The sequence below is a fragment of the Prevotella melaninogenica ATCC 25845 genome (genome assembly GCF_000144405.1).
Classification (GTDB): Bacteria; Bacteroidota; Bacteroidia; order Bacteroidales; family Bacteroidaceae; genus Prevotella; species Prevotella melaninogenica.
Genome location: NC_014370.1, coordinates 444,714 through 467,776 on the forward strand (window position 1 = coordinate 444,714; position 23,063 = coordinate 467,776).

The following is a 23,063-nucleotide window of genomic DNA, read 5'->3' on the forward strand; positions in this document are numbered from 1 at the left end:
AAGTAATTAAGAGTAAATTATGAGTCGTTCATTAAAAAAAGGTCCATACATCAACGTATCACTCGAGAAGAAGATTCTTGCTATGAATGAGAGTGGTAAGCAGAATGTAGTTAAGACATGGGCTAGAGCATCAATGATTTCCCCTGATTTTGTGGGTCACACTGTTGCAGTTCATAACGGAAATAAATTTATCCCTGTTTACATTACTGAGAATATGGTAGGTCACAAGCTCGGAGAGTTCAGCCCTACACGCCGTTTCGGTGGTCACTCTGGTAATAATAAGAGGTAAGCAGGTCATAATCCATTTAGAAAATAGAAAAATATAATGGGAGCAAGAAAACATATAAAGGCTGAAGCTCGTAAAGAAGCTTTGAGAAGCCAGTATTTTGCAAAGCTCAAGGACTGTCCTTCTTCTCCACGTAAGATGCGCTATGTTGTAGACATGGTTCGTGGTATGGAGGTCAATCGTGCCCTTGGCGTGCTGAGATTCTCCAAGAAGGCTGCTGCTCAGAACGTTGAGAAACTTCTGCGTTCAGCTATCAACAACTGGGAGACAAAGAATGACCGCAAGGCTGAAGACGGTGAACTTTATATCTCTAAGATCTTCGTTGATGAAGGCGTTACAATGAAGCGCATGCGTCCTGCACCACAGGGCCGTGGCTACAGAATCCGCAAACGTTCTAACCACGTCACTCTTTTCGTTGATTCAAAGAATGACGCTAATAATGATGATAAATAAATAGTAGAATGGGACAGAAAGTTAATCCAATTAGCAACCGTCTTGGTATCATCCGCGGTTGGGAGTCAAATTGGTTCGGTGGCAAGAATTTCGGGGATAATCTCGTAGAGGATCGCAAGATTCGTACTTACCTGAACAAGCGTTTGGAAAAAGCAAGCGTTTCCCGTATTGTCATTGAGCGCACATTGAAGCTCGTCACCATTACTATTTGCACCGCTCGTCCGGGTATCGTTATCGGTAAAGGTGGTCAGGATGTTGATAAGCTTAAAGAAGAGTTGAAGAACCTTTTCAAGAAGGAGATTCAGATTAATATCTTCGAGGTTAAGAAACCTGAACTTGATGCAAACATCGTTGGTAACAATATCGCTCGCCAGGTAGAGGGTAAGATTGCTTACCGTCGTGCTATCAAGATGGCAGTCGCTAACACTATGCGTGCTGGTGCTGAGGGTATCAAAGTTCAAATTACAGGTCGTCTGAACGGTGCCGAAATGGCTCGTAAGGAAATGTTTAAGGAGGGTCGTACTCCTCTGCATACATTCCGTGCAGACATCGATTATTGTCAGACAGAAGCCCTTACAAAGGTTGGTCTGCTGGGTATTAAGGTATGGATTTGCCGTGGTGAAGTTTACAACAAGGTAGATCTTACTCCTAACTTTACTCAGGAGAAGAGCAATGGCCGTTCTAATAATGGTGGCCGTTCTGGAAGAGGTAATCGTAGAAGAAACAATAACCGTTAAAAGAAGAAGCTATCATGTTACAGCCAAAAAGAGTAAAATATAGAAGACCTCAAGACGGACGTGGCAATAAAGGCAACGCCCACAGAGGTACACAGCTGGCTTTCGGCTCATTCGGCATCAAGACACTTGAGGCTAAGTGGATCGACAGCCGTCAGATTGAGGCCGCTCGTATAGCAGTAAACCGCTATATGAACCGTCAGGGCCAGGTCTGGATTCGCATCTTCCCTGATAAGCCAATCACTCGTAAGCCTGCCGATGTTCGTATGGGTAAGGGTAAGGGTGATCCAGCAGGATGGGTTGCACCAGTTACTCCAGGTCGTGTTCTCTTTGAAGTAGAGGGCGTAAGCTTTGATATTGCAAAGGAGGCTCTTCGCCTCGCTGCACAGAAGCTGCCTGTTAAGACAAAGTTTATTGTTAGACGTGATTTCGATAAAAACGCTTAAGAAAGATGAAGATTAAAGAAGTAAAAGAACTCGAAACCAAGGATTTGGTTGAGAAAATTGAGAACGCTGAGACAGCTCTCGCAAAGATGAAGCTGAATCATCAGATTACTCCGCTTGAGAATCCATCTCAGATTAAGGCCGCTCGTCGTGATATAGCACGTATGAAAACAGAACTTTCTCAGAGAGAACTTAATAAATAACAATGGTCCAGATGGAAACAAGAAATTTAAGAAAAGTAAGACAGGGTGTCGTTATCAGCAACAAAATGGATAAAACCATCGTTATTGCAGCTAAGTTCAAGGAGAAGCACCCTATTTATGGTAAGTTTGTCCAGAAGACAAAGAAGTACCATGCTCATGACGAGAAGAATGAGGCTAATGTAGGTGATACAGTGCTCATTATGGAGACTCGTCCTCTTTCTAAGACAAAGAGATGGAGATTAGTTCAAATTGTAGAAAAAGCTAAGTAATTATGATACAGACAGAATCAAAACTTACAGTATGTGATAACAGCGGTGCTCGTGAAGCTAAGTGCATTCGTGTACTCGGTGGTACTCGCCGTCGTTACGCAAGTGTTGGTGACGTTATCGTAGTTGCTGTACAGAACGTCATCCCATCAAGTGAATTGAAAAAGGGTGCAGTATCAAAGGCTTTGATCGTTCGCACAAAGAAGGAAATTCGTCGTGCTGATGGTTCATACATCCGCTTCGATGATAATGCATGTGTATTGCTGAACAATGCTGGCGAAATTCGTGGTAGCCGTATCTTCGGCCCTGTTGCTCGTGAGTTGCGTGCAGTGAACATGAAGGTCGTTTCTTTGGCACCTGAGGTTCTTTAATTATTAAATAGAATAATAAAATGGCAAAATTCCATATAAAGAAAGACGATCAGGTCATTGTTCTTGCCGGTGCGGACAAGGGCAAGACTGGAAAGGTGCTTAAGGTCATCGCAGACAAGGAGCGTGCTATCGTTGAGGGCGTGAATATGGTCTCTAAGAGCACAAAACCTTCTGCTGCTAACCCTCAGGGTGGTATCGTTAAGCAGGAGGCTGCAATTCATATCTCAAATTTAAGTCTCATCGATCCGAAGAGCGGTAAGGCTACACGTATCAAGATTGAGCGTGAAGGCAAGACTGTTAAGCGTATCGCTAAAAAGTCAGGGGAGGAAATTAAGTAATGAATACAGCTCAGTTAAAGAAACAGTATAAGGAGCAGATTGCTCCTGCTTTGCAGAAGCAGTTTAACTATTCTTCAGCTATGCAGGTGCCTGTTTTGAAGAAGATTGTTATCAATCAGGGTCTTGGTGATGCAACTCAGGATAAGAAGCTTATCGAGGTTGCAGTGAACGAGATTTCTTCTATCACAGGTCAGAAGGCTGTTGCAACATATTCTAAAAAGGATATTGCAAACTTCAAGTTGCGTAAGAAGATGCCTATTGGCGTTATGGTAACTCTGCGTCGTGAGCGTATGTATGAGTTCCTCGAGAAACTCGTTCGCGTATCTTTGCCACGTATCCGTGACTTCAAGGGTATCGAGAGCAAGTTCGATGGTCGTGGAAATTATACTCTCGGTATCACCGAGCAGATTATTTTCCCAGAGATTAATATCGATCAGGTTGACCGCATCCAGGGTATGAACATTACCTTCGTTACATCAGCTAAGACTGATGAAGAGGGTTATGCTTTGCTGAAGGGCTTCGGACTTCCATTCAAGAATGCTAAAAACGATTAATTGATATGGCAAAAGAATCAATGAAAGCTCGCGAGGTAAAGCGTGCAAAGCTTGTTGCTCGCTATGCTGAGAAACGCGCTGCTCTGAAGAAGATTATCGCTACTTCAAATGATCCTGAAGAGGCTTATGAGGCTGCTCGCAAGTTGCAGTCTATTCCTAAGAATGCTAATCCAATCCGTTTGCACAATCGTTGCAAGATAACAGGACGTCCAAAGGGTTACATTCGTCAGTTCGGTCTCTCTCGTATTCAGTTCCGTGAGATGGCATCTCAGGGACTCATTCCAGGAGTTAAGAAGGCAAGCTGGTAAGCAAATATATCGACGCGGATAGTGAATTGTGAAATTTATTTTGTATCTTTGCAGTTCATTATCCGCTTTCAAGCGATTTTTTAATATTGTCGGGGTAGTCCCGATTAATTAAACTTTATATTTTTATGACAGATCCAATAGCAGATTATCTGACAAGACTCAGAAACGCAATCATGGCTCATCACCGTGTTGTTGAGGTTCCTGCGTCTAACTTGAAGAAGTCTATTACTAAGATTCTCTTCGAGAAGGGTTACATCTTGAACTATAAGTTCATTGAGGATGGTCCCCAAGGTTCAATCAAGGTCGCACTTAAGTACGATCCTGTAACAAAGCAGAGCGCTATCAATAAGTTGAAGCGTGTTTCTACCCCAGGTCTTCGCCAGTATACTGGTTACAAAGACATGCCGAGAGTAATTAACGGACTTGGAATTGCTATCCTTTCCACGTCTAAAGGTGTAATGACAGACAAGGAAGCTGCTGCAGAGAAGATCGGTGGTGAGGTTCTTTGCTATGTTTATTAATTGGAGGATTGAATATGTCAAGAATAGGAAAATTACCAATTAGTGTTCCAGCTGGCGTTACAGTTGCTCTTAACAATGGTGTTGTTACAGTAAAGGGTCCTAAGGGTGAACTTTCTCAGAAGGTAGATTCTTCTATTAAGACTATCATCGAGGACGGTCAGGTAACATTCGAAATTGATGAGAATAGCCCAGTAAACTACAAGCAGAAGCAGGCTTTCCACGGTCTTTATCGTTCACTTGTTAACAATATGGTTGTTGGTGTAAGTGAGGGTTACAAAAAGACATTGGAACTTGTTGGTGTAGGTTATCGTGTTTCTAACCAGGGTAACTTGGTAGAGTTCTCTCTTGGTTATACTCACCCAATCTTTATTCAGCTTCCTTCAGAAGTTAAGGTTGAGACAAAGAGCGAGCGTAACCAGAATCCAATCATCACTCTTGAATCAGCTGACAAGCAGCTGCTTGGTCTCATCTGTGCAAAGATTCGTTCTTTCCGTAAGCCTGAGCCTTACAAGGGTAAGGGTGTCCTGTTCCAGGGTGAGGTTATTCGCAGAAAGTCTGGTAAGACAGCTGCAGCTAAGTAACTTTAATACATCATTACGATTATGACAACAAAGAAAGAACAAAGAAGAATTAAGATAAAGTTCCGCATTCGTAAGAGTGTGAACGGTACTGCTGAGCGCCCACGTTTGAGCGTTTTCCGCAGTAATAAGCAGATTTATGCACAGGTTATTAACGATCTGACAGGAACAACACTCGCTTCTGCTTCTTCACTTGGCCTTGATAAGATGGCTAAGATTGAACAGGCTAAGAAGGTTGGTGCACTCGTTGCTGAGCATGCTAAGGCTGCTGGCGTAGAGCAGGTTGTTTTTGACCGTAACGGTTATCTCTATCACGGACGTGTACAGGCTTTGGCTGATGCTGCACGTGAGGGAGGACTTAAATTCTAAACGATTATGGCAATGAATAGAGTAAAAGTAAATAGTGATGTAGAACTGAAAGATCGCTTGGTTGCTATCAACCGTGTAACTAAGGTTACAAAGGGTGGTCGTACTTTCACATTCGCAGCTATCGTCGTTGTAGGTGACGGTAAGGGCGTTATTGGCTGGGGTCTTGGTAAGGCTGGTGAGGTTACTGCTGCTATCCAGAAGGGTACAGATTCAGCAAAGAAGAACCTTGTTAAGGTTCCTGTTTTGAAGGGTACTGTTCCTCATGAGGCAGAGGCTCGCTTTAGCGGTGCTCATGTTCTCCTTAAGCCAGCTGCTGCCGGTACTGGTTTGAAGGCCGGTGGTGCTATGCGTGCTGTTCTTGAGAGCGCAGGTGTTACTGACGTGATTGCAAAGTCAAAGGGCTCTTCTAACCCTCATAACCTTGTAAAGGCTACTATCGCTGCACTCGCTGATATGCGTGACGCATATACAATCGCTGGTGAGCGTGGTATTAGCATGGATAAAGTATTTAACGGTTAATTTTAGGAGGTATTAAATTATGGCAACAATTAAGATTAAGCAGATTAAGAGCCGTATTGGTGCTCCTAAGGACCAGAAGGAAACTTTGCAGGCATTGGGACTTCGTAAGATTTCTCAGGTTGTTGAGGTAGAGGATACTCCAAGCTGCCGAGGTATGATCCGTAAGGTGCATCACCTGGTATCAGTAATTGATTAATTAATCTTTTAAAGAAAACAGTAATTATGAAATTAAATAATTTGAAACCAGCTGTTGGCTCTACACATTCACGTCGTCGTATTGGTCGTGGTCCAGGTTCTGGACTCGGTGGTACTTCTACTCGTGGTCATAAGGGTGCAAAGTCACGTTCTGGTTATAAGAAGAAGATTGGCTTTGAGGGTGGTCAGATGCCTCTCCAGCGTCGTGTACCGAAGGCTGGTTTCAAGAACATCAACCACAAGGAATATTTCGCTGTAAATCTTTCTACTCTTCAGGCACTTGCTGAGAAGAACAATCTTACTAAGATTGGTGTTGAGGAGCTTAAGGCTGCTGGACTTACCAATGGTAAGGAACTTGTTAAGGTTCTCGGTAATGGTGAATTGAAGGCTAAGTTGGAGGTTTCAGCAAATGCCTTCTCTAAGACTGCTGAAGAGGCTATCAAGGCAGTAGGTGGTAACACAACTATAATCTAAGTTAATGAAAAAGTTTATTGAGACACTGAAGAACTGTTGGAAAATTGAGGATTTGCGTCAGCGACTTCTCATTACTATTCTGTTCACAGCTATTTACCGGTTTGGGTCGTTTGTGGTGCTTCCTGGCATCAATCCTACCCTGTTGGAAAAATTGCAGGCACAGACCAAGGGCGGTCTTATGTCACTTTTGGACATGTTCTCCGGTGGTGCATTTTCTCATGCGTCAATCTTCGCATTAGGAATTATGCCATACATCTCAGCTTCTATCGTTATGCAGCTCCTTGCCGTCGCTGTACCTTATTTTCAGAAGATGCAGCGTGAAGGCGAGAGTGGCCATAAGAAGATAAATTGGTATACGCGTGTCCTGACAGTAGTGATCCTACTGTTTCAGGCACCGTCTTACCTGATGAACTTAAAAATGCAGGCCGCTGGTGCGTTAGCATCAGGTATTGATTGGACTACATTTATGATTCCAGCTACAATTATTCTTGCAGCTGGTTCAATGTTCATTCTTTGGCTCGGTGAGCGTATTACGGATAAAGGTGTCGGAAACGGTATCTCTATTATCATTATGATTGGTATCATTGCGCGTCTGCCACAAGCGCTTATTTTGGAATTCGGTAACCGTGTTTCAGAAGCTATCGGTGGTGGTATTGTGATGCTTATCATTGAGATTATCATCCTTTATGCTGTTGTATGTGCGGCTATACTTCTGACACAGGGAACTCGTAAGATTCCTGTGCAGTATGCTAAGCGTGTTGTTGGAAATAAACAATATGGTGGTGCACGTCAGTATATTCCATTGAAACTTTTCGCAGCTAACGTAATGCCTATTATCTTTGCGCAAGCATTGATGTTTATTCCGTTGGCAATCGTTCAGTATTCATCTGATAGTACAAGTTCAGTACTTCAGTCTTTGATGAACACGAAAAGTTTGGCTTATAACTGTATTTATGTGCTTCTTATCGTAGTGTTTACTTATTTCTATACTGCGATTACACTTAATCCAACTCAGATGGCTGAGGATATGAAGCGTAACAACGGTTTTATCCCTGGCGTTAAACCTGGAAAGGATACTGCAGATTACATTGATACTGTTATGTCTCGTCTTACGGGACCAGGAGCTTTGTTTATCGCTTTTATTGCTATTATGCCAGCATTAGCAGGGTATTTAAATGTTGCTGATGCATTTGGTCAGTTCTTTGGTGGTACTTCATTGTTGATTCTTGTTGGTGTTGTTATTGACACACTCCAGCAGATTGAGTCACATTTGATGATGCGTCACTATGATGGACTTCTCAATTCTGGACATACACGTGGCAATAGTGGTGTTGCAGCCTATTAAATCTTTATCTTAAGAAATGAGTATATTTCTAAAGACTGAAGATGAAATTGAACTCATGCGTGAGGCCAACCTGCTGGTCGGTAAAACACTGGCAGAAGTTGGTCATCATGTCAAGCCTGGTGTCACAACTCTCCAGTTAGATAAAATAGCTGAAGAGTTTATTCGTGACAATGGTGCTATACCCACATTCAAAGGTTATCCAAGTTCTTATGGACCTCCTTTCCCTGGCAGTATCTGTGCGTCTGTAAACGATGTTGTGGTGCATGGGGTGCCAAGTGAGGATGTAGTTTTGAAAGATGGAGATATTATCTCTGTTGATTGTGGGACTTTACTTAATGGTTTCAACGGAGATAGTTGTTATACTTTTTGTGTTGGGGAAGTAAGTGAAGATGTCAAGAAGTTGCTTCGTACAACGAAGGAATCCCTTTATAAGGGTATTGAGGTAGCACAAGCAGGTCATCATGTAGGTGATATTGGTCAAGTGATTCAGGATTATTGCCAAGCACAAGGTTATGGTATAGTTCGTGAATTAACAGGACATGGTATTGGTCGTGAGATGCATGAGGAGCCATCCGTTCCCAATTATGGTAAGCGTGGGAGTGGAGTATTGCTTAAGGCAGGAATGTGTATTGCGATAGAACCGATGGTAACTATGGGTAAACGAGAAATTGGTTTATTACCTGATCGTTGGAGTATCGTTACACGTGATCGTCATCCGGCAGCCCATTTTGAGCATACTATTGCGATTAGGGCTGGTAAGGCTGATATTTTATCTTCTTTTGAGGAAGTTGAACATTTAGAAGGACAAAATTTTTAATTAGTATATGGCAAAGCAAACTGCAATAGAGCAGGATGGAACAATTCTTGAAGCACTTTCAAATGCAATGTTCCGAGTGGAATTAGAGAATGGTGTTGACATCACCGCTCATATTTCCGGTAAAATGAGAATGCACTACATCAAGATTCTTCCTGGTGACAAGGTGAAGGTTGAGATGAGTCCATACGATTTAACTAAAGGTCGAATCGTTTTCAGATACAAATAAACAACATAGAGATATGAAGACAAGAGCATCATTAAAGAAGCGTACAGCTGACTGCAAGATCGTTCGTCGTAAGGGTCGTCTGTTCGTTATTAACAAGAAAAACCCTAAGTTCAAAACACGTCAGGGTTAAGTTAAAAAAGCGTAAAGAGTAAGTTTTCTCGTAATTAATGCTTACCTTTGCGTGCTTTTTAGCGGTAAATGACATTTATTTATTTAATTATCAAACAATGGCAATAAGAATTGTTGGAGTAGATTTGCCCCAGAATAAGCGTGGCGAAATCGCATTGACCTATATCTATGGTATTGGTCGAAGTAGTTCAGCAAAGATATTGGATAAGGCTGGTATTAGCCGTGACCTGAAGGTCAGCGAGTGGTCTGATGACCAGGCAGCCAAGATCCGTGAAATTATCGGTGCTGAATTCAAAGTTGAAGGTGATCTCCGTTCTGAGATCCAAATGAACATCAAGCGCCTCATGGATATCGGTTGCTATCGTGGTGTTAGACATCGTAATGGTCTTCCTGTTCGCGGTCAGAGTACTAAGAACAATGCTCGTACCCGTAAGGGAAAGAAGAAGACTGTTGCTAATAAGAAGAAGGCTACTAAGTAATTCTAAGGAGGAAATTAATTATGGCAAAGAAATCAGCAACATCTAAAAAAAGAAATGTAAGAGTTGATGCGTTGGGACAGCTCCACGTACACAGCTCATTCAATAACATCATTGTATCTTTGGCTAACAACGAGGGTCAGGTTATCTCTTGGTCTTCGGCTGGTAAGATGGGATTCCGTGGATCAAAGAAGAATACACCTTACGCTGCTCAGATGGCAGCAGAGGATTGCTCTAAGGTAGCTTTCGATCTCGGTCTTCGTAAGGTTAAGGCATTCGTTAAGGGTCCAGGTAACGGTCGTGAGAGCGCAATCCGTGCGGTGAATGCAGCAGGTATTCAGGTAACTGAAATCGTTGACGTTACTCCATTGCCACACAACGGCTGCCGTCCTCCAAAGCGTCGTCGTGTATAATCACATCTTATAACAATTAAAAGAATTCATATTAATTATGGCAAGATACATAGGTCCAAAATCACGAATTGCACGCCGTTTCGGTGAGCCAATTTTCGGCGCAGATAAGGTATTAGCTAAGAGAAACTTCCCTCCTGGACAGCACGGTAATAACCGTCGTCGCAAGGTATCTGAGTATGGTGCTCAGCTTGCAGAGAAGCAGAAGGCTAAATACACTTATGGCGTTTTGGAGCGTCAGTTCCGTAATCTGTTCGATAAGGCTGCAAAGGCAGAGGGTATTACTGGTGAGGTTCTTCTTCAGAGCCTTGAGAGCCGTCTGGATAATGTAGTGTTCCGTCTTGGTATCGCTCCTACTCGTGCAGCTGCTCGTCAGCTCGTTAGCCACAAACACATTGTTGTTAACGGTAATGTCGTAAATATTGCTTCATATCAGGTAAAGGCAGGTGACGTTGTAGGCGTTCGCGAGAAGGCTAAGTCACTTGAGGTTATCGAGGCTGCTTTGGCAGGCTTCAATCACAGCAAGTATCCTTGGCTCGAGTGGGATGATAACGCTAAGTGCGGTAAGTTCCTCCATCGTCCAGACCGTGCTGACATCCCTGAGAACATTAAGGAGCAGTTAATCGTTGAGTTGTACTCTAAACAATAAAATTCATTAAATTAATGGCGATATTAGCATTTCAAAAACCTGATAAAGTAGTGATGCTGGAGGCCAATGACCATTTCGGCAAGTTCGAATTTCGTCCTCTTGAGCCTGGCTTTGGTGTTACCATTGGTAACGCTCTTCGCCGCATCCTCCTTTCATCGCTGGAAGGTTTCGCTATCAACACTATCCGTATAGCTGGTGTTGAGCACGAATTCTCTTCAGTTCCAGGTGTAAAGGAAGATGTTACCAACATCATCTTGAATCTCAAGCAAGTTCGATTCAAGCAAGTAGTAGAAGAATTCGAGAATGAGAAAGTTAGTATCACCGTAGAGAATTCCACCGAATTCAAAGCAGGTGATATCGGTAAGTATCTGACTGGATTTGAAGTGTTAAACCCTGATTTGGTGATTTGTCATTTAGACTCCAAGGCTTCTATGCAGATTGATTTGACCATCAACAAGGGACGTGGTTACGTTCCTGCTGAGGAAAATCGCGAATACTGCACTGATGTAAACGTACTCCCAATCGATTCCATCTACACCCCAATTCGTAACGTAAAATATGCCGTTGAGCCATATCGTGTTGAACAGAAGACCGACTATGACAAATTGGTTGTTGAAGTTACGACAGATGGTTCCATCCACCCAAAGGATGCACTGAAAGAGGCTGCAAAGATTCTTATTTATCACTTCATGTTGTTCTCTGATGAGAAGATTACTCTTGAGAATCCAGATCAGGAGGGCAACCAAGAGTTTGATGAGGAGGTTCTGCACATGCGCCAGCTCTTGAAGACCAAGTTGACCGACGCAAGTCTCAATTTGAGTGTTCGTGCACTCAACTGCTTGAAGGCAGCTGATGTAGAGACATTAGGCGACCTCGTACAGTACAACAAGACGGATCTTCTTAAGTTCCGTAACTTTGGTAAGAAATCGCTTTCTGAGCTTGATGATTTGCTCGAGAGTCTGAATCTGTCGTTTGGAACCGACATTACAAAGTATAAATTGGATAAAGAATAGTTGACGAGTTGTCTAAACGACAAGTTGACGGGTTTATCCACAACAAGTTAAAAACAAAATGAGACATAATAAGAAATTCAACCATTTGGGTCGTACTGCTGACCACCGCGCTGCGTTGCTTTCAAACTTGGCAGTTGCTTTGATTCAGCACAAAAGAATCACTACGACTCTTGCTAAGGCAAAGGCTCTTAAGAAGTATGTTGAGCCGCTGATCACACGTTCTAAGAATGATACAACTAACTCACGTCGTGTTGTATTCCGTTATCTTCAGAACAAAGAGGCTGTTACTGAGCTCTTCAAGGAGATTTCAGTTAAGGTAGCTGATCGTCCAGGCGGTTATACACGCGTTATCAAGCTCGGTACTCGTCAGGGTGACGCTGCTCAGATAGCATTCATCGAGTTGGTTGACTACAATGAGAATATGGCTAAGTCTCCAAAGGCTGATGCTAAGAAGACTCGTCGTAGCCGTCGTTCTACAAAGAAGGCTGATGCACCTGCAGAGGCTGCTGAGAACGTTGCTGAAGAAGCAAAGGCTGAATAATCCGAATAGATTTTATCTCTATATAAAGAACTCCCGGTACTTAATGTATCGGGAGTTTTTTTGTAGATTAAGCTTTCTACTTTAGCATTCTTGCTACATAGCCATTGTGGCGGAACCATTTATGTGCCCAGTTGGGTACCATAAAGATATAGCCAGAGATGTCTTCGTGCGGGGCGCAGTCAAGTTGGTTTCCAATGATGTCTGCTGCTTCTTGTACAGATGTCCCGTATAAACGTGCTAATTCTTCGCGTATGAGCGTATAAGTGATGTTACGGATAGTTGCAGCGTTGACGGGTTGATCACCTAACAGAGCTAATAATTCGTCTTTTTCTGGTATCTTAACCTTTGGACCAACACGTAGCCCTTCAAAGCAGTATTCCCCATCTACTTTATACATCGTAAACCCATCTCTGCTGTTACGTTCGTTACATTCCTCTGCCATTTGACGTGCAATAGGGTGGGTGATACGTTGTAATATCTCTGTGATAATGGGTTGATGACGTAATTGTCCGTATGTATAGCCTTCTCCGTTGATACCTCCAGAACCAGCTGGGATATCAGAGTCGGAGATTATGCATAACTCTTTTCTTTCCATTTATTCTTGTTTAAGTATTCTGATTAAATTTTAGTTCAAACTTTGTGTAGAAGTCCCTAACATAAATAAAGTCGATGATACTGAAGCTTGTATGGTCGTATAGATTGTGGAAATGCTGATGAAGGTGTAAGTCGTAACTCCATTCTCGGTCTAACCCTTCATTCCAACAATCATTCGCATCTTGCATTCCCATGAGTTCCATATCTGTCTTGTCGTCTTCCTCTCCATGATATCCGTCAAAACTCATGCAGCAACCATATTTGCAATAGATGTCGTTATAGCCTTCATCATTGAGAATCTCCCATATCATTTCTGATTCTTCTCCTTGAAAAGGATTACTGTTCGAGTATTGTTTGTTTTTTTCTAAGAAGATTTTACACTCTACACCCTCAAACAGCAAACTACTTCCACTATCTGCCAATATTTTCTTTGTGTTGTAATACAACTCTCTGCTTTGTTGATAGTTTTTAATTACTACTTCTTTAAGTGTTTCGTTGAATTCCTTTAACAGCTGATAGTTTTCAGCTGTTGGCTTGAATAGTTGGTTAAGGAGCATTCGACGATTAAAGATGAGATTTTGGTATAAGTGACAAAAAGAGACCTAAAGTCTCTTGTAATCCATTTATTTCACGAAGGAGGGTGTGTTCATAATTGACACACCCTCTTTCAATAATCTAACGAAAACAATCTTGAGGCAGGTGAGCGCAAGTTTATTGGGTGTTTATACCCACTTGCTTCTTCATAGCGTTTATTGATGCCTCTTTATTCTGCAAGTCTCCCTATTAGTAGTTAGGACCTTCACCAAAGTTTGGAGCCCCCTTGTCGTACCACACCCTTTCAGAGTTAAGCAGTTCAGGTCTTTGTCCATCTGTAAAGGTGAATCCTTGCTGCGTCATCGCAGTTTCAATAATAGTACGCATTTTATCGGCTGGATCGGGTTGAGCGATATAGAATCGGCGAGGCAACTCAGTGTTGGGCTTCATTGTAATCCAAGGAATGAGCGAGCTACCAACTTTAGGAACGCCAGAGCGGCGCACTGTTACAAACTGCTCAAGTGGTTGATAGAAGAAATGTAGATACAATTGGATGTAAACCTTCTCTAAATCGCTTGGCACATTACCTGTTAGTTGGTAGTCAGAATTAGCCATCATCGTAGCAATGGCTGCATCGTCGTATGTAACAGGCTCGTCTAACTTGTCGTTACAATGTGCCTTATCATAATAAGGTATTTTGTTCAGTATCGCTAAACGGTTATAAGCCTTAGCTGAAGCCTCAACGCCAAGTTTGAAATATTCGGCTGCAGTATGAGGCAAGTTAGCACCCAGTAACTTAAACTCAGCCAGATAGAGGTTCATTTCAGCTGTGGAAAGGGTCATCTCGTAAAGTGGGTTATCTTCAGTGTCTTGTACCACCTTACCTTTTGGAGCTGTTGGGAAAGTGAAGTCAACGCGGCCACGCACTAATTCCTCGTTAAAGTACGATAGCGGTGAGTAGGTTTTTGTTTTTTCTCCGTCAGTTACTTTCCATCTGGTTGTTACAAAATAATTGTTGACGCCAGTGTATTCTGTCTTTTCAGATATAGCCATACCGATAGGTAATCCCTGATAGCGCACCCATGGTTCCCCATCACCTTTCCAACTGTCGAAATGTTTCTTGCCAGAAGCATCTGTGGTATAGTTCACCTGGTCTAAAATATATTTAGGAATAGCACAGTTGTTATCCCCTCTTGCTTGTGCATCAAAGAATGCTTGTACTACCTCAGAGTTGAAATCGTTTTTGGTAAACATCACCAACATACGTGGATCTTTGTTACGTTTCATGAAGTCGATAACGTTTTTGCTGCTAACACCTAAGTTCACACTATTATCACTTCCATAGGTGTTGTTGCCACCATCTCCACCTGTACCTTTATTATATACATAGTCGTCTGCAATAGATTGCATTACGTTTGCATCATCAGCACCCACTTCTTCTGCTATTTTTAAGGCTTTAGCTTTGTTTTGGTGAAGAAGTCTTACTGCAATTTTAAGTTTTATGCCGTTTATAAATTTCACCCATTTCTTAGTATCTCCCCCGTAGGCTAAGTCATTGTCTCCAACACTTATCTGCGTTGTCGTTGACTTCAGCTTATCCAGATCGGTGTTTAGTTCAGTCAACCATTGGTCGAATAGACTCTCTTGCGATTCGTAGTTAGGAGTTAATGTGCCCCCATACTTGGCTTGTGCAGCTTCAGAGTAAGGTCTTGAACCAAAGAGGTCGGTATCGAACAGTCCCATGTAAACTGTTAGAGCGTTTGCCATAGCCGAAAGGTGTGAGTATTGAGCAGCTTTGTTGGCTGGCATCTTATCGATAGTAGCTTTAATATCGTTCTCGTATCGTTTAACATAAATAAGCTGAGAACCCACACCGCCCAGTTCAGCCAACTTGTTATACAAGTCATTAAAACTACTTGATGGTGAATATGCCTGAACTATTTTTGACGTGTAAGCCCCATCGTAATACCATAGCAGGTAATCGAAGGGTTGGTATTGCACCTGTTCCTGAGTAAACAAGAACACAGGATTTCCTTCGGCGATAGTCGATGGGTCAGTATTTATTTTTGCGTATTCGCTTTCGCTGCATCCTGTTACCAGTACCATGCATGTGGCACATATACCAAAGGCGAGCGACTTGAATTTTATAATATTCTGTTTCATAATGAAAGGCATTTAGAATGTAGCGTTTAATGTGAAGAGATAGCTTGCTGTGTAAGGCATAAATGATCGCATACGGAACTGCGCAGCTCCTGTTCCACGTACCGATTCAGGATTCTCGTGATTTGGCGCAGTGTTCAGTAGGTATGCCAAGTTACGTCCGGTGAAACTAAGGGATAAGTTCTTTGCACCGATATAGCTGCTAATTTTGGTTGGAACGTTGTACGAGAGAGTTATTTCTCGCAGAGCGATGTAGTTGATTTTCTTAAACCAATCATCGTTAATAACACCTGTTCCCCAGCTATTCTTAAAGTATGCAGCACTTTGTAGGTGTGCAGGTTCTACATAACCTTTTTCATAAGCCTCCTGATAGGTCATTCCACTAACGTCTTGGTTAGTTCCTCCTGGTGTGGTAACAATAGTTCCTGCATCGAAAACGACATCAGGGATAAAGCCATCAGTAAACACCTTATCTTGCGCATTAGCGTATTTGCTGGTCCAGGTCATCCCCTTACGGTATTTCTCGGTCTCTCCAGAGAAACCGTATGCAGTTGCGTAGCGTGAGTTATACGAAGCAACGTATCCTCCAAAGCGTGCGTCAAATAGCACATAGAGACTAAGGTCTTTCCATCTTAGGGTAGAGTTTAGTGATCCAAGGAAGTTAGGCAACATCGATCCAACTTCTTTCACAGTACCTCCGCGCTTATAATACACTGTTCGGAATTTGTTAGTGTAGCCTACCACTGGTTTGCCAGTCTTTTCGTCGGTCTTTATCCAAGAGTCAGACATTAGCATACCATAGTCGGAGCCTACTTTGGCAACAGATGCTATGCGGTAGTTACCATAGTTTGCTGCACCATCCAGATTAATGTAAGAGGTTACATCAGGACTTAGTTCTACAATCTTATTGCGGTTGCGAGTGTAGGTGAAATTTAGGTCCCATTGCCATTGTTTCTTCTTTATAGGAGTTGTGTTGAGTGCTATTTCTATACCTGAGTTCTGTATATTACCAGCGTTGATTAGCTTTTCTTTTACGCCCGATTCCCAAGGTACATTGATAGTCATAATTTGGTTTCGAGTGTTCTCCTTATAATAGGTGAGGTCTACCCCAATCCTACTGTCAAAGAAACGCCAGTCAAGTCCCACTTCCCAAGCATTCTTACGTTCAGGTTTTAAGTTGGTACTCTTCATATTCTCAGGGATAGTCATTCCATAGATTTTCTTGTCGCCACGTTGATATGTTGCCACAGAATAGCCCGAATTTATATAATAAGGAGAGGTGTCGTTTCCCACCTGCGCCCAAGAACCGCGTACCTTTGCAAAGCTAACCCATTTTGGAAGTTTGTCTTTGAAGGTTTCTGTGATGATCCATGAGCCCGAAACAGAAGGATAGAAATAAGAGAAATTACCTGTTCCGTAGCTGTAAACCAAGGCTGAGGACCAGTCGTTACGTCCCGTTATGTCCAAGAATAGTTGATTCTTCCAGCTTGTTCCAATCATAAAGATGGTAGAGACGATACGCTTGGTGTTGAATTTATACGCATTAAAGCTGGCTTGTTGTTTTGAATTCTTGATAAAGAATTGGTTGGGCACAATAAGTCCACCGTTCGTACTCTCGCTATTATACTGTGCATATTGGTTAAAATATTCCTCGCGTAAGAACCCATGTACTTCCCAGTCCTTATTAATTTGATAGTTTAGGTTGGCCGCAAGGTACAGGTTCTCTTGTGTAGTGTGCGTGTGTGAGAGTGCATAAGACCCACCTTCGTTGGCATAACCACTACCAGGGGCTTTTAGCTCGCCATCGATGGCATAATAGTTGAGCGAACCACCAGTTGAAAGTTGTAGCCAAGGCAGTGCTTGAATATTGATGTTAAGCACAGGCCTGAACATGGTTTCTGTTTGTTTGTAATCGTTTTCAAAGATACTCCACCACAGTTCCTTGCCAGGTACAGCACGATAGAGATCACCATATCTTTCGCTGGCAAGTCCACCATGTTCCCCTTTGTAAAGGTTACGATAACGATTAACGTCGTATTCACGTGGGAACGTACTATTAGCAAAGTATTCTCCAATGTTTAATGGTGCATTACGGGGCTGTGATTGCGTAAAGTTCACGCTGAAATCTACCGTCATGATGTTCCCAATCTTTTGTGAAGCTTTTCCTAAGAACGACAGACGGTTAAAGGTGTTGCGTGGTGTAGTACCCTTATTGTATTTATAAGATGCTGAAGCGTAGAATTGTGTACGATCATTACCACCTTGCAATGATACATTCGTATTGGTATTAAAGCCTGTGTCGTAAGCATCTTTATAGTTGTTTGGGAACATCTTCGCCGTTCCCATTGTTCCATCATACTGTTCAAACTGTTTACCCTCAGCCCATGAGATATCAGGTCCCCAAGCATAGTTACCATATTGTTCGATGAGCGAGTATTCACCTTTAGAGTTACGAGCGAACGATGTCATGTTATCGCTCCAAAGATTGCCCGTGGCGGTGTATTCGTCTCCATAGTCTACACCACCAGGGAAAGCACCAATCATATAAGTGTTTTGTAGATCTGGTGAACGATAGACTGTTTCTAATCCTACTGTTTGCGAAACCTTCACAGTAACACCTTTGCCTGCTTTCCCACTTTTAGTGGTAATTACTACAGCACCATTCAAACCACGTGAACCATATAATGCTGTTGCGGCAGCACCTTTTAGTACACTTACACTCTCAAAGTCGTCGGGGTTAAGGTTCTTTAGTTGATTACCATAGTCGTTGATATTGCTATTCCAGTCAGCGTCCCCTGATTGGCTTGTAGCATTATCTAATATCACACCGTCTACTACAAAGATAGGTTGGTTGTTGGCATTAAGAGTAGATGCACCTCTTATTTGAATTTTAGTAGAACCAAACATTCCACCGTCTGACTGGCTGATCTCTACACCAGCCACCTTACCTTGCAATGCTGTAACAGGAGAAACCGTGTTGGCTCGTTCCAGTTCATCGCTTTTCAGTTCGGTGACAGCATAACCCAATGCTTTTGTTTGTCGTTTAATTCCCAATGCCGTAACCACCACATCATTAAGCGCAGTGGCTTCTTCTTCAAGGGCAACGTTTATCTGTTGTCGACCATTAATATCTACATTTTTAGGCTTCATTCCCAAGTATGAGAATACTAACGTGCCTTTTGTGGGGCATTGTAGGGTGTATTGCCCGTCGATATTAGTCACAGTACCCATATTTGTACCTTTCACCGTTACCGAAGCACCGATTACAGGCTCGCCCGTTGGGTCTTTCACAATGCCACTAACCGTGACATTTTGCGCATAAAGCTCAGTAGCGAACATCCATATCAGTGCCATCATACAGATTCGCCATAAGGCTTGCGCTTTGTTCTGCTTGTTGTTCATTTTGCTTATAGTTAAAGATTAATATGTAAAATTTATTGTTTAGGTTTTATATATGTCTCTATTTCACTTTCATTCTGTATCAGCTCTTTGTGTTAGGTTTTGTTGTTTTGAATATTAGCTATGTGTAGCAGCTATTACCGCAATGAATTTATCGCTCTTGTAACTCTTATTGAGAGAGACTTTTATTTGTTTAGTTATAGGTTCTTATTAATAACTTCTGATATCTTTGAGTAAACAGATTGATACTCTAAAGATGGTTTTTAAGTATTGTAGATATTGTAATTTCGATTGTAGGTTAGTGTTAGTATGTTTTACGACACATAAAGTGTTGCTTAACGGTTATTTATATAGTTTTTATTATGTGAGCAAATATAAATAAAATAAATATATTAAGCAATAAAAATGGCGATTAATTTTTGTAAATATGTAAAGGCGATAAAATGAGGTGCTCGCAAGTAGATAAGTAGACAAGAGAGTGGGTCGGAAAGAGTTGTCCTTTGGTTAAGATGACTAAGATGATTATTTGTAACGAAGTAGAGAGAATAGGCTAATCAGCTACTTACAATCAGTAATGCCTTACAATTCCCTCATCTTCTACCATGCGACAATAGACTTTGTTACCTAAAAATCTCGATTTTTCAGATGTTTCAGGTGATGTAGTATAGTTCATGTTCCTTTATTCGTTAATGTCAAAATCTAAGTATTCGTTGTGGACTTACACCTGACTCTTATTCTGCGGTATGTAATAAATGATAATAGTCAATGTTACAATATATTGCATGTTATATTTATTTTACTTATATTTGCAATCAAAAGTGTGATTTATATTGTGGTTTAATAGCACTATCACGATGTTCTTTACGCTTTGGTAGACAGAACTATGGTTAATTTCTATATTCTGTCGTTTGATAAACCTTTCTTATAAAGTGCTTAGACATTACAGCTTATGAAGAAATTTTTACTGATGTTTTCTTTGTTTGTGTCTTTAGTGACGTTCGCACAAACAAATGGTGAAATGAGGATTGCAACATCTACAGCCGTAGGGCAAGACTTTGAATTCCGTGTTACTCGAACCGATGAAACCAGCAAAGTGTTTGTTGACTGGGGAGATGGTAATAAACAAGAGGCTACGTTAGAAGGATGGAGTAATAATAAGAAGGTAACAGGAAAGTTACTGAAAGACACAATTATTGTTTATGGTGATTTTTCTGCTGTTGAAGTTTCTGAGGCAAAAGCAACATATCTTGCTTTTAAGAATCAGCCTAATTTAAAGCAAATTGAAGCAAAGAAGAACGAATTAACCTACGAAGGTGTTGATTTCTTAGGTGCTCCTAATCTTGTTACACTTGACCTTAGCTATAATAAAATTACGCGTTTAGACCTGCGTAATTTTAAGAAGTTAACTAACTTTACAGCTAATCATAATACAATTCTGGCAACTGTTTTATTTCCAGATGGCAGTACAGAACTACGAAATATCGACATGTCAGATGGAGATATTACACACTTTTATCCTGTTAGTCTTCCTAACCTCCGTTATCTTAATCTTGCAAACGGTAGTTTGTTAGAGTTAGAATTGGGTAATAATTATCCAGAGTTACGTGATGTCGATATTACAGGGAATGTTGGAGTAACATCTATTGATGTTACGCAACAAACTAAACTTGAAAAGCTTCTTATAAAGGGAACGAAGATAACTGAGCTAAACCTTATTAATAACCCAGAGCTTATCATGCTTGATGCGTCTAATACCGACATTGCAAAGCTTGACTTAAGTGGTAACAAGAATGTAACAACGCTTGAACTTAGTGATACGAAGTTGTCTCGTTTAGATGTGTCTAATCTTGCAAATCTTTATACAATTAATATTGATAATACGAAGATACAACGTATTGATTTATCTCACCAACGGTTTTTACGTAGTGTGAGCGTACGGAATACTGGAATACAATTCCTTGATATGCATGGTGCTATCGGTACTAATAGACTTAATCACCTTGATATGCGTGACTGTAAGAATACTACTCCTCAGTCACTTAACTTCACATTCAAAGCAATGCCGTCACATACCGGTAATTCTTATCGTACAAATGTTTTCCTATTAGGGTCTAACTACGAGCATGCCAACACTGGGACTTTAGATGATGATGCCGACAATTCTTATAAATTAGATGTTCATGGTGATGCTACTGCGTCTATGGATTCTGTTTCTATAACTATGCAAACATCCGAAAATGGAATTAGTTACACACTAAGTCAAATCCCTGATGATGGGTATTTTGCAACTTATGAACCTGTTAATGGGAAAGTTCTGCCTGGTTTTCCAATTAAGATAGATACTAAAGCACCTGCTGGCTCAAAGTTCGTTGGGGTAGAGGTGAATGGAAAATTAATAGCTGACAGTATATTTGTCGTATCTGAAGCGGCGGTTGTAAAACCTATTTTTAGTGTTTCTGGTGATGATGATTATATCAAACTAACAGTTCCTACAGGTATAGACCAACAGTATTTCCTTTCTGTTAATGGTGAGGATAAAGATGTTTCAATTGATTGGGGAGATGGTGAACTTGTAAAAGTGAAGGTTAAATCAACTCCAACAACAGTAGAGGGGCAAACATCTGGAGCGATTGTAACGATATATGGTGCTGTTACAGGAGCTGATTTCTCAAGTTATCCAGGTGTAGGTGTTGATAATAAGATAACTGCTATCGATTTGAGTCATAATATTCATTTACGTTCTCTTTCTACGTATATGAATTCTATTACGTCCATAGATGTTTCAAAGCTATCGAATCTTGAATCTCTTGATTGTTCTTATTCAGACCTCAGTTCCTTGGATGTTAGCAAGAATAGTAAACTTATTAATTTACGTGCTTATGGTAATCAAGTTGAAAATATAGATATTACAGGTGCTGTCGATTTAGCTTATCTTGATGTCAAAAATAACTGGTTAGAAAGTTTAGATTTAAGTCATAACAAGAAACTCGTTTATTTGAATATAAGTAGTAATGAGATAGAGGCAGTTGACGTGAGGGATATGCCAGAACTCGTAGAACTTTATGTTTCAAATAATAAGATTACTGCTCTTGATGTTAGCAAGAACCCTGCATTGAGGACATTGCAGCTATCTAATAATTCAGTCTCAAACTTAGACTTAAAGAATAATCTTCAACTTGTGACACTTACTGTTGATGGCAATAGATTAGAGGGGCTGGACCTTACGGGGCATGAACGATTGACCTATCTGAATGTAGGTGGTAATAGATGGGATGCATGTACTTTAAATGATCTTTATTATAGCCTTTCACGTTATCCTAAACTTCAGAGTGGAAAGATGCCACGTGGTAACACGCTTTTCGTTCATGGTGAAAAAGCTGGAGAGTATAATGACGCTGAGCATGCAGAATCATCTATCGCTAAGTTGAAGGGTTGGACGATTGATTATGAGGGCGATGGAACAGGTTGTAACATGGCGTATATTACAATACAGGAGCCTGAATCTGGAACGTTAAAGGTATTTACAACAGATGGCGTTGAGGTTCTGACAGGTACAAAGGTGGCTAAGAATACAGATCTTGTCATTAAAGCGATACCCGCATCTGGATATAAACTTGAAACTTTGACACTTAATGATGAAGAAGTGGATTCTCCTAATTTTAAGGTTATTTCTTCTGTGACTATTGGAGGAATCTTCACAGTTTCGTCACAAATAGATGCTTCTACTACTGATGCTTTTAAAGTCTCTGGGGGTAAGAATTATCTAAGTTTTATGACAGGAACGCCTACACACTTGCAAGTCTATACCTTAAGTGGCAAATTGATGTTCTCTACTATTGTAAGAGAGCATAAGACGGTTAGTCTACCATCAGGTATCTATATTGTTAAAGCGAAGGGTTATTCAAAAGTTGTAGCAGTTGAATAGAATGACATCAAACTTGTCCGCATGAGAAAGCGGAAAGAGTAGAATTAGCAATCCCGAAGGTCATTATAAACTTTCGGGATTGTTTTTCTATAAGTGTTTTTACTTTAACATTCTTGACACATAGCCATTGTGGCGGAACCATTTATGTGCCCAGTTAGGTACCATAAAGATATAGCCAGAGATGTCTTCGTGCGGAGCGCAGTCAAGTTGGTTCCCTATGATGTCTGCAGCTT

Annotated in this window: 30 protein-coding genes; 26 read left to right on the forward strand and 4 right to left on the reverse strand. The window is 41.2% G+C overall.

Annotated features, from left to right (window positions below):
- Positions 1–19: 19 nt before the first annotated feature.
- The 25 genes from rpsS (at position 20) to rplQ (ending at position 12,218) form a co-directional block, all read left to right on the forward strand.
- Positions 20–289 carry a 30S ribosomal protein S19 gene (rpsS, locus tag HMPREF0659_RS01625; RefSeq protein ID WP_004361611.1) on the forward strand — a complete coding sequence of 90 codons (270 nt, stop codon included), beginning with the start codon at positions 20–22 and terminating at the stop codon, positions 287–289.
- A gap of 36 nt (positions 290–325) precedes the next feature.
- Positions 326–739 carry a 50S ribosomal protein L22 gene (gene rplV / locus HMPREF0659_RS01630; RefSeq protein ID WP_009435168.1) on the forward strand — a complete coding sequence of 138 codons (414 nt, stop codon included), beginning with the start codon at positions 326–328 and terminating at the stop codon, positions 737–739.
- 8 nt (positions 740–747) lie between these two features.
- A complete protein-coding gene (rpsC, locus tag HMPREF0659_RS01635) occupies positions 748–1,476 on the forward strand; it encodes a 30S ribosomal protein S3 (protein WP_004352815.1) in 729 nt (242 codons plus the stop codon).
- 14 nt (positions 1,477–1,490) lie between these two features.
- The gene (gene rplP / locus HMPREF0659_RS01640) at positions 1,491–1,919 is read left to right on the forward strand and encodes a 50S ribosomal protein L16 (RefSeq protein WP_004361613.1); all 429 of its coding nucleotides are present in this window, start codon (positions 1,491–1,493) and stop codon (positions 1,917–1,919) included.
- A 5-nt stretch (positions 1,920–1,924) separates the two neighbouring features.
- A complete protein-coding gene (rpmC, locus tag HMPREF0659_RS01645) occupies positions 1,925–2,119 on the forward strand; it encodes a 50S ribosomal protein L29 (RefSeq protein ID WP_004361614.1) in 195 nt (64 codons plus the stop codon).
- 2 nt (positions 2,120–2,121) lie between these two features.
- Complete coding sequence (gene rpsQ / locus HMPREF0659_RS01650; RefSeq protein ID WP_004361615.1) at positions 2,122–2,388, forward strand: 30S ribosomal protein S17; 267 nt, start codon at positions 2,122–2,124, stop codon at positions 2,386–2,388.
- Positions 2,389–2,390: 2 nt separating this feature from the next.
- Positions 2,391–2,756, forward strand: coding sequence for a 50S ribosomal protein L14 (gene rplN / locus HMPREF0659_RS01655; RefSeq protein ID WP_004361616.1), 366 nt, complete (start codon positions 2,391–2,393; stop codon positions 2,754–2,756).
- Between the two features lie 20 nt (positions 2,757–2,776).
- Entirely contained in the window at positions 2,777–3,094 is a 318-nt protein-coding gene (gene rplX / locus HMPREF0659_RS01660) for a 50S ribosomal protein L24 (protein ID WP_004361617.1), read from the forward strand.
- Complete coding sequence (gene rplE / locus HMPREF0659_RS01665; RefSeq protein WP_004361618.1) at positions 3,094–3,648, forward strand: 50S ribosomal protein L5; 555 nt, start codon at positions 3,094–3,096, stop codon at positions 3,646–3,648. The genes rplX and rplE overlap by 1 nt, the downstream gene beginning before the upstream one ends.
- Before the next feature lie 5 nt (positions 3,649–3,653).
- The gene (gene rpsN, locus HMPREF0659_RS01670; protein WP_004361619.1) at positions 3,654–3,956 is read left to right on the forward strand and encodes a 30S ribosomal protein S14; all 303 of its coding nucleotides are present in this window, start codon (positions 3,654–3,656) and stop codon (positions 3,954–3,956) included.
- Positions 3,957–4,081: 125 nt separating this feature from the next.
- A complete protein-coding gene (gene rpsH, locus HMPREF0659_RS01675; protein WP_013264714.1) occupies positions 4,082–4,477 on the forward strand; it encodes a 30S ribosomal protein S8 in 396 nt (131 codons plus the stop codon).
- A 14-nt stretch (positions 4,478–4,491) separates the two neighbouring features.
- Entirely contained in the window at positions 4,492–5,058 is a 567-nt protein-coding gene (rplF, locus tag HMPREF0659_RS01680) for a 50S ribosomal protein L6 (RefSeq protein WP_009012402.1), read from the forward strand.
- Between the two features lie 21 nt (positions 5,059–5,079).
- Positions 5,080–5,424, forward strand: coding sequence for a 50S ribosomal protein L18 (gene rplR, locus HMPREF0659_RS01685; protein WP_009435167.1), 345 nt, complete (start codon positions 5,080–5,082; stop codon positions 5,422–5,424).
- A 6-nt stretch (positions 5,425–5,430) separates the two neighbouring features.
- A complete protein-coding gene (gene rpsE / locus HMPREF0659_RS01690) occupies positions 5,431–5,943 on the forward strand; it encodes a 30S ribosomal protein S5 (RefSeq protein ID WP_004361622.1) in 513 nt (170 codons plus the stop codon).
- 19 nt (positions 5,944–5,962) lie between these two features.
- Positions 5,963–6,139, forward strand: a complete 177-nt coding sequence (rpmD, locus tag HMPREF0659_RS01695; protein WP_004361623.1) for a 50S ribosomal protein L30 — start codon at positions 5,963–5,965, stop codon at positions 6,137–6,139.
- A 26-nt stretch (positions 6,140–6,165) separates the two neighbouring features.
- Positions 6,166–6,612, forward strand: coding sequence for a 50S ribosomal protein L15 (gene rplO, locus HMPREF0659_RS01700; protein ID WP_004361624.1), 447 nt, complete (start codon positions 6,166–6,168; stop codon positions 6,610–6,612).
- A 4-nt stretch (positions 6,613–6,616) separates the two neighbouring features.
- A complete protein-coding gene (gene secY, locus HMPREF0659_RS01705; protein ID WP_004361625.1) occupies positions 6,617–7,957 on the forward strand; it encodes a preprotein translocase subunit SecY in 1,341 nt (446 codons plus the stop codon).
- Positions 7,958–7,973: 16 nt separating this feature from the next.
- Positions 7,974–8,774 carry a type I methionyl aminopeptidase gene (gene map / locus HMPREF0659_RS01710; protein WP_013263905.1) on the forward strand — a complete coding sequence of 267 codons (801 nt, stop codon included), beginning with the start codon at positions 7,974–7,976 and terminating at the stop codon, positions 8,772–8,774.
- Between the two features lie 7 nt (positions 8,775–8,781).
- A complete protein-coding gene (infA, locus tag HMPREF0659_RS01715) occupies positions 8,782–9,000 on the forward strand; it encodes a translation initiation factor IF-1 (protein WP_004352768.1) in 219 nt (72 codons plus the stop codon).
- A gap of 13 nt (positions 9,001–9,013) precedes the next feature.
- Entirely contained in the window at positions 9,014–9,130 is a 117-nt protein-coding gene (gene ykgO, locus HMPREF0659_RS01720) for a type B 50S ribosomal protein L36 (protein WP_004361627.1), read from the forward strand.
- Between the two features lie 97 nt (positions 9,131–9,227).
- A complete protein-coding gene (rpsM, locus tag HMPREF0659_RS01725; protein WP_004361628.1) occupies positions 9,228–9,608 on the forward strand; it encodes a 30S ribosomal protein S13 in 381 nt (126 codons plus the stop codon).
- A gap of 20 nt (positions 9,609–9,628) precedes the next feature.
- Entirely contained in the window at positions 9,629–10,018 is a 390-nt protein-coding gene (rpsK, locus tag HMPREF0659_RS01730; protein ID WP_004383890.1) for a 30S ribosomal protein S11, read from the forward strand.
- A 37-nt stretch (positions 10,019–10,055) separates the two neighbouring features.
- On the forward strand, positions 10,056–10,664 hold the full coding sequence (rpsD, locus tag HMPREF0659_RS01735) for a 30S ribosomal protein S4 (protein ID WP_004361630.1): 609 nt from the start codon (positions 10,056–10,058) through the stop codon (positions 10,662–10,664).
- A 14-nt stretch (positions 10,665–10,678) separates the two neighbouring features.
- Positions 10,679–11,677 carry a DNA-directed RNA polymerase subunit alpha gene (locus tag HMPREF0659_RS01740; RefSeq protein ID WP_004361631.1) on the forward strand — a complete coding sequence of 333 codons (999 nt, stop codon included), beginning with the start codon at positions 10,679–10,681 and terminating at the stop codon, positions 11,675–11,677.
- Positions 11,678–11,735: 58 nt separating this feature from the next.
- Complete coding sequence (gene rplQ / locus HMPREF0659_RS01745; RefSeq protein WP_013264666.1) at positions 11,736–12,218, forward strand: 50S ribosomal protein L17; 483 nt, start codon at positions 11,736–11,738, stop codon at positions 12,216–12,218.
- Between the two features lie 76 nt (positions 12,219–12,294).
- Here rplQ and HMPREF0659_RS01750 read toward each other — a convergent pair whose 3' ends face one another.
- The 4 genes from HMPREF0659_RS01750 to HMPREF0659_RS01765 all read right to left on the reverse strand — a co-directional run bounded on the left by HMPREF0659_RS01750 (position 12,295) and on the right by HMPREF0659_RS01765 (position 18,908).
- Positions 12,295–12,813, reverse strand: coding sequence for a hypothetical protein (locus tag HMPREF0659_RS01750; protein ID WP_044045816.1), 519 nt, complete (start codon positions 12,811–12,813; stop codon positions 12,295–12,297).
- Between the two features lie 10 nt (positions 12,814–12,823).
- On the reverse strand, positions 12,824–13,369 hold the full coding sequence (locus tag HMPREF0659_RS01755) for a hypothetical protein (protein ID WP_226893183.1): 546 nt from the start codon (positions 13,367–13,369) through the stop codon (positions 12,824–12,826).
- A gap of 226 nt (positions 13,370–13,595) precedes the next feature.
- Positions 13,596–15,509 carry a SusD/RagB family nutrient-binding outer membrane lipoprotein gene (locus HMPREF0659_RS01760; protein ID WP_044045963.1) on the reverse strand — a complete coding sequence of 638 codons (1,914 nt, stop codon included), beginning with the start codon at positions 15,507–15,509 and terminating at the stop codon, positions 13,596–13,598.
- A 12-nt stretch (positions 15,510–15,521) separates the two neighbouring features.
- Positions 15,522–18,908 carry a SusC/RagA family TonB-linked outer membrane protein gene (locus HMPREF0659_RS01765; RefSeq protein ID WP_013264268.1) on the reverse strand — a complete coding sequence of 1,129 codons (3,387 nt, stop codon included), beginning with the start codon at positions 18,906–18,908 and terminating at the stop codon, positions 15,522–15,524.
- Between the two features lie 946 nt (positions 18,909–19,854).
- Between HMPREF0659_RS01765 and HMPREF0659_RS01770 the strand changes: the two genes are divergently transcribed.
- Positions 19,855–22,830 (forward strand): leucine-rich repeat domain-containing protein, encoded by a 2,976-nt coding sequence (locus tag HMPREF0659_RS01770; RefSeq protein WP_226893184.1) that lies wholly within the window; start codon positions 19,855–19,857, stop codon positions 22,828–22,830.
- The last annotated feature ends 233 nt before the right edge of the window (positions 22,831–23,063 follow it).

Excerpts from the sequence above, each read along its gene's own strand:
- rpsS (WP_004361611.1), top strand. The coding sequence starts at position 20 with ATGAGTCGTTCATTAAAAAAAGGTCCATACATCAACGTATCACTCGAG.
- rplV (WP_009435168.1), top strand. The coding sequence starts at position 326 with ATGGGAGCAAGAAAACATATAAAGGCTGAAGCTCGTAAAGAAGCTTTG.
- rpsC (WP_004352815.1), top strand. The coding sequence starts at position 748 with ATGGGACAGAAAGTTAATCCAATTAGCAACCGTCTTGGTATCATCCGC.
- rplP (WP_004361613.1), top strand. The coding sequence starts at position 1,491 with ATGTTACAGCCAAAAAGAGTAAAATATAGAAGACCTCAAGACGGACGT.
- rpmC (WP_004361614.1), top strand. The coding sequence starts at position 1,925 with ATGAAGATTAAAGAAGTAAAAGAACTCGAAACCAAGGATTTGGTTGAG.
- rpsQ (WP_004361615.1), top strand. The coding sequence starts at position 2,122 with ATGGTCCAGATGGAAACAAGAAATTTAAGAAAAGTAAGACAGGGTGTC.
- rplN (WP_004361616.1), top strand. The coding sequence starts at position 2,391 with ATGATACAGACAGAATCAAAACTTACAGTATGTGATAACAGCGGTGCT.
- rplX (WP_004361617.1), top strand. The coding sequence starts at position 2,777 with ATGGCAAAATTCCATATAAAGAAAGACGATCAGGTCATTGTTCTTGCC.
- rplE (WP_004361618.1), top strand. The coding sequence starts at position 3,094 with ATGAATACAGCTCAGTTAAAGAAACAGTATAAGGAGCAGATTGCTCCT.
- rpsN (WP_004361619.1), top strand. The coding sequence starts at position 3,654 with ATGGCAAAAGAATCAATGAAAGCTCGCGAGGTAAAGCGTGCAAAGCTT.
- rpsH (WP_013264714.1), top strand. The coding sequence starts at position 4,082 with ATGACAGATCCAATAGCAGATTATCTGACAAGACTCAGAAACGCAATC.
- rplF (WP_009012402.1), top strand. The coding sequence starts at position 4,492 with ATGTCAAGAATAGGAAAATTACCAATTAGTGTTCCAGCTGGCGTTACA.
- rplR (WP_009435167.1), top strand. The coding sequence starts at position 5,080 with ATGACAACAAAGAAAGAACAAAGAAGAATTAAGATAAAGTTCCGCATT.
- rpsE (WP_004361622.1), top strand. The coding sequence starts at position 5,431 with ATGGCAATGAATAGAGTAAAAGTAAATAGTGATGTAGAACTGAAAGAT.
- rpmD (WP_004361623.1), top strand. The coding sequence starts at position 5,963 with ATGGCAACAATTAAGATTAAGCAGATTAAGAGCCGTATTGGTGCTCCT.
- rplO (WP_004361624.1), top strand. The coding sequence starts at position 6,166 with ATGAAATTAAATAATTTGAAACCAGCTGTTGGCTCTACACATTCACGT.
- secY (WP_004361625.1), top strand. The coding sequence starts at position 6,617 with ATGAAAAAGTTTATTGAGACACTGAAGAACTGTTGGAAAATTGAGGAT.
- map (WP_013263905.1), top strand. The coding sequence starts at position 7,974 with ATGAGTATATTTCTAAAGACTGAAGATGAAATTGAACTCATGCGTGAG.
- infA (WP_004352768.1), top strand. The coding sequence starts at position 8,782 with ATGGCAAAGCAAACTGCAATAGAGCAGGATGGAACAATTCTTGAAGCA.
- ykgO (WP_004361627.1), top strand. The coding sequence starts at position 9,014 with ATGAAGACAAGAGCATCATTAAAGAAGCGTACAGCTGACTGCAAGATC.
- rpsM (WP_004361628.1), top strand. The coding sequence starts at position 9,228 with ATGGCAATAAGAATTGTTGGAGTAGATTTGCCCCAGAATAAGCGTGGC.
- rpsK (WP_004383890.1), top strand. The coding sequence starts at position 9,629 with ATGGCAAAGAAATCAGCAACATCTAAAAAAAGAAATGTAAGAGTTGAT.
- rpsD (WP_004361630.1), top strand. The coding sequence starts at position 10,056 with ATGGCAAGATACATAGGTCCAAAATCACGAATTGCACGCCGTTTCGGT.
- HMPREF0659_RS01740 (WP_004361631.1), top strand. The coding sequence starts at position 10,679 with ATGGCGATATTAGCATTTCAAAAACCTGATAAAGTAGTGATGCTGGAG.
- rplQ (WP_013264666.1), top strand. The coding sequence starts at position 11,736 with ATGAGACATAATAAGAAATTCAACCATTTGGGTCGTACTGCTGACCAC.
- HMPREF0659_RS01750 (WP_044045816.1), bottom strand. The coding sequence starts at position 12,813 with ATGGAAAGAAAAGAGTTATGCATAATCTCCGACTCTGATATCCCAGCT.
- HMPREF0659_RS01755 (WP_226893183.1), bottom strand. The coding sequence starts at position 13,369 with ATGCTCCTTAACCAACTATTCAAGCCAACAGCTGAAAACTATCAGCTG.
- HMPREF0659_RS01760 (WP_044045963.1), bottom strand. The coding sequence starts at position 15,509 with ATGAAACAGAATATTATAAAATTCAAGTCGCTCGCCTTTGGTATATGT.
- HMPREF0659_RS01765 (WP_013264268.1), bottom strand. The coding sequence starts at position 18,908 with ATGAACAACAAGCAGAACAAAGCGCAAGCCTTATGGCGAATCTGTATG.
- HMPREF0659_RS01770 (WP_226893184.1), top strand. The coding sequence starts at position 19,855 with ATGAAGAAATTTTTACTGATGTTTTCTTTGTTTGTGTCTTTAGTGACG.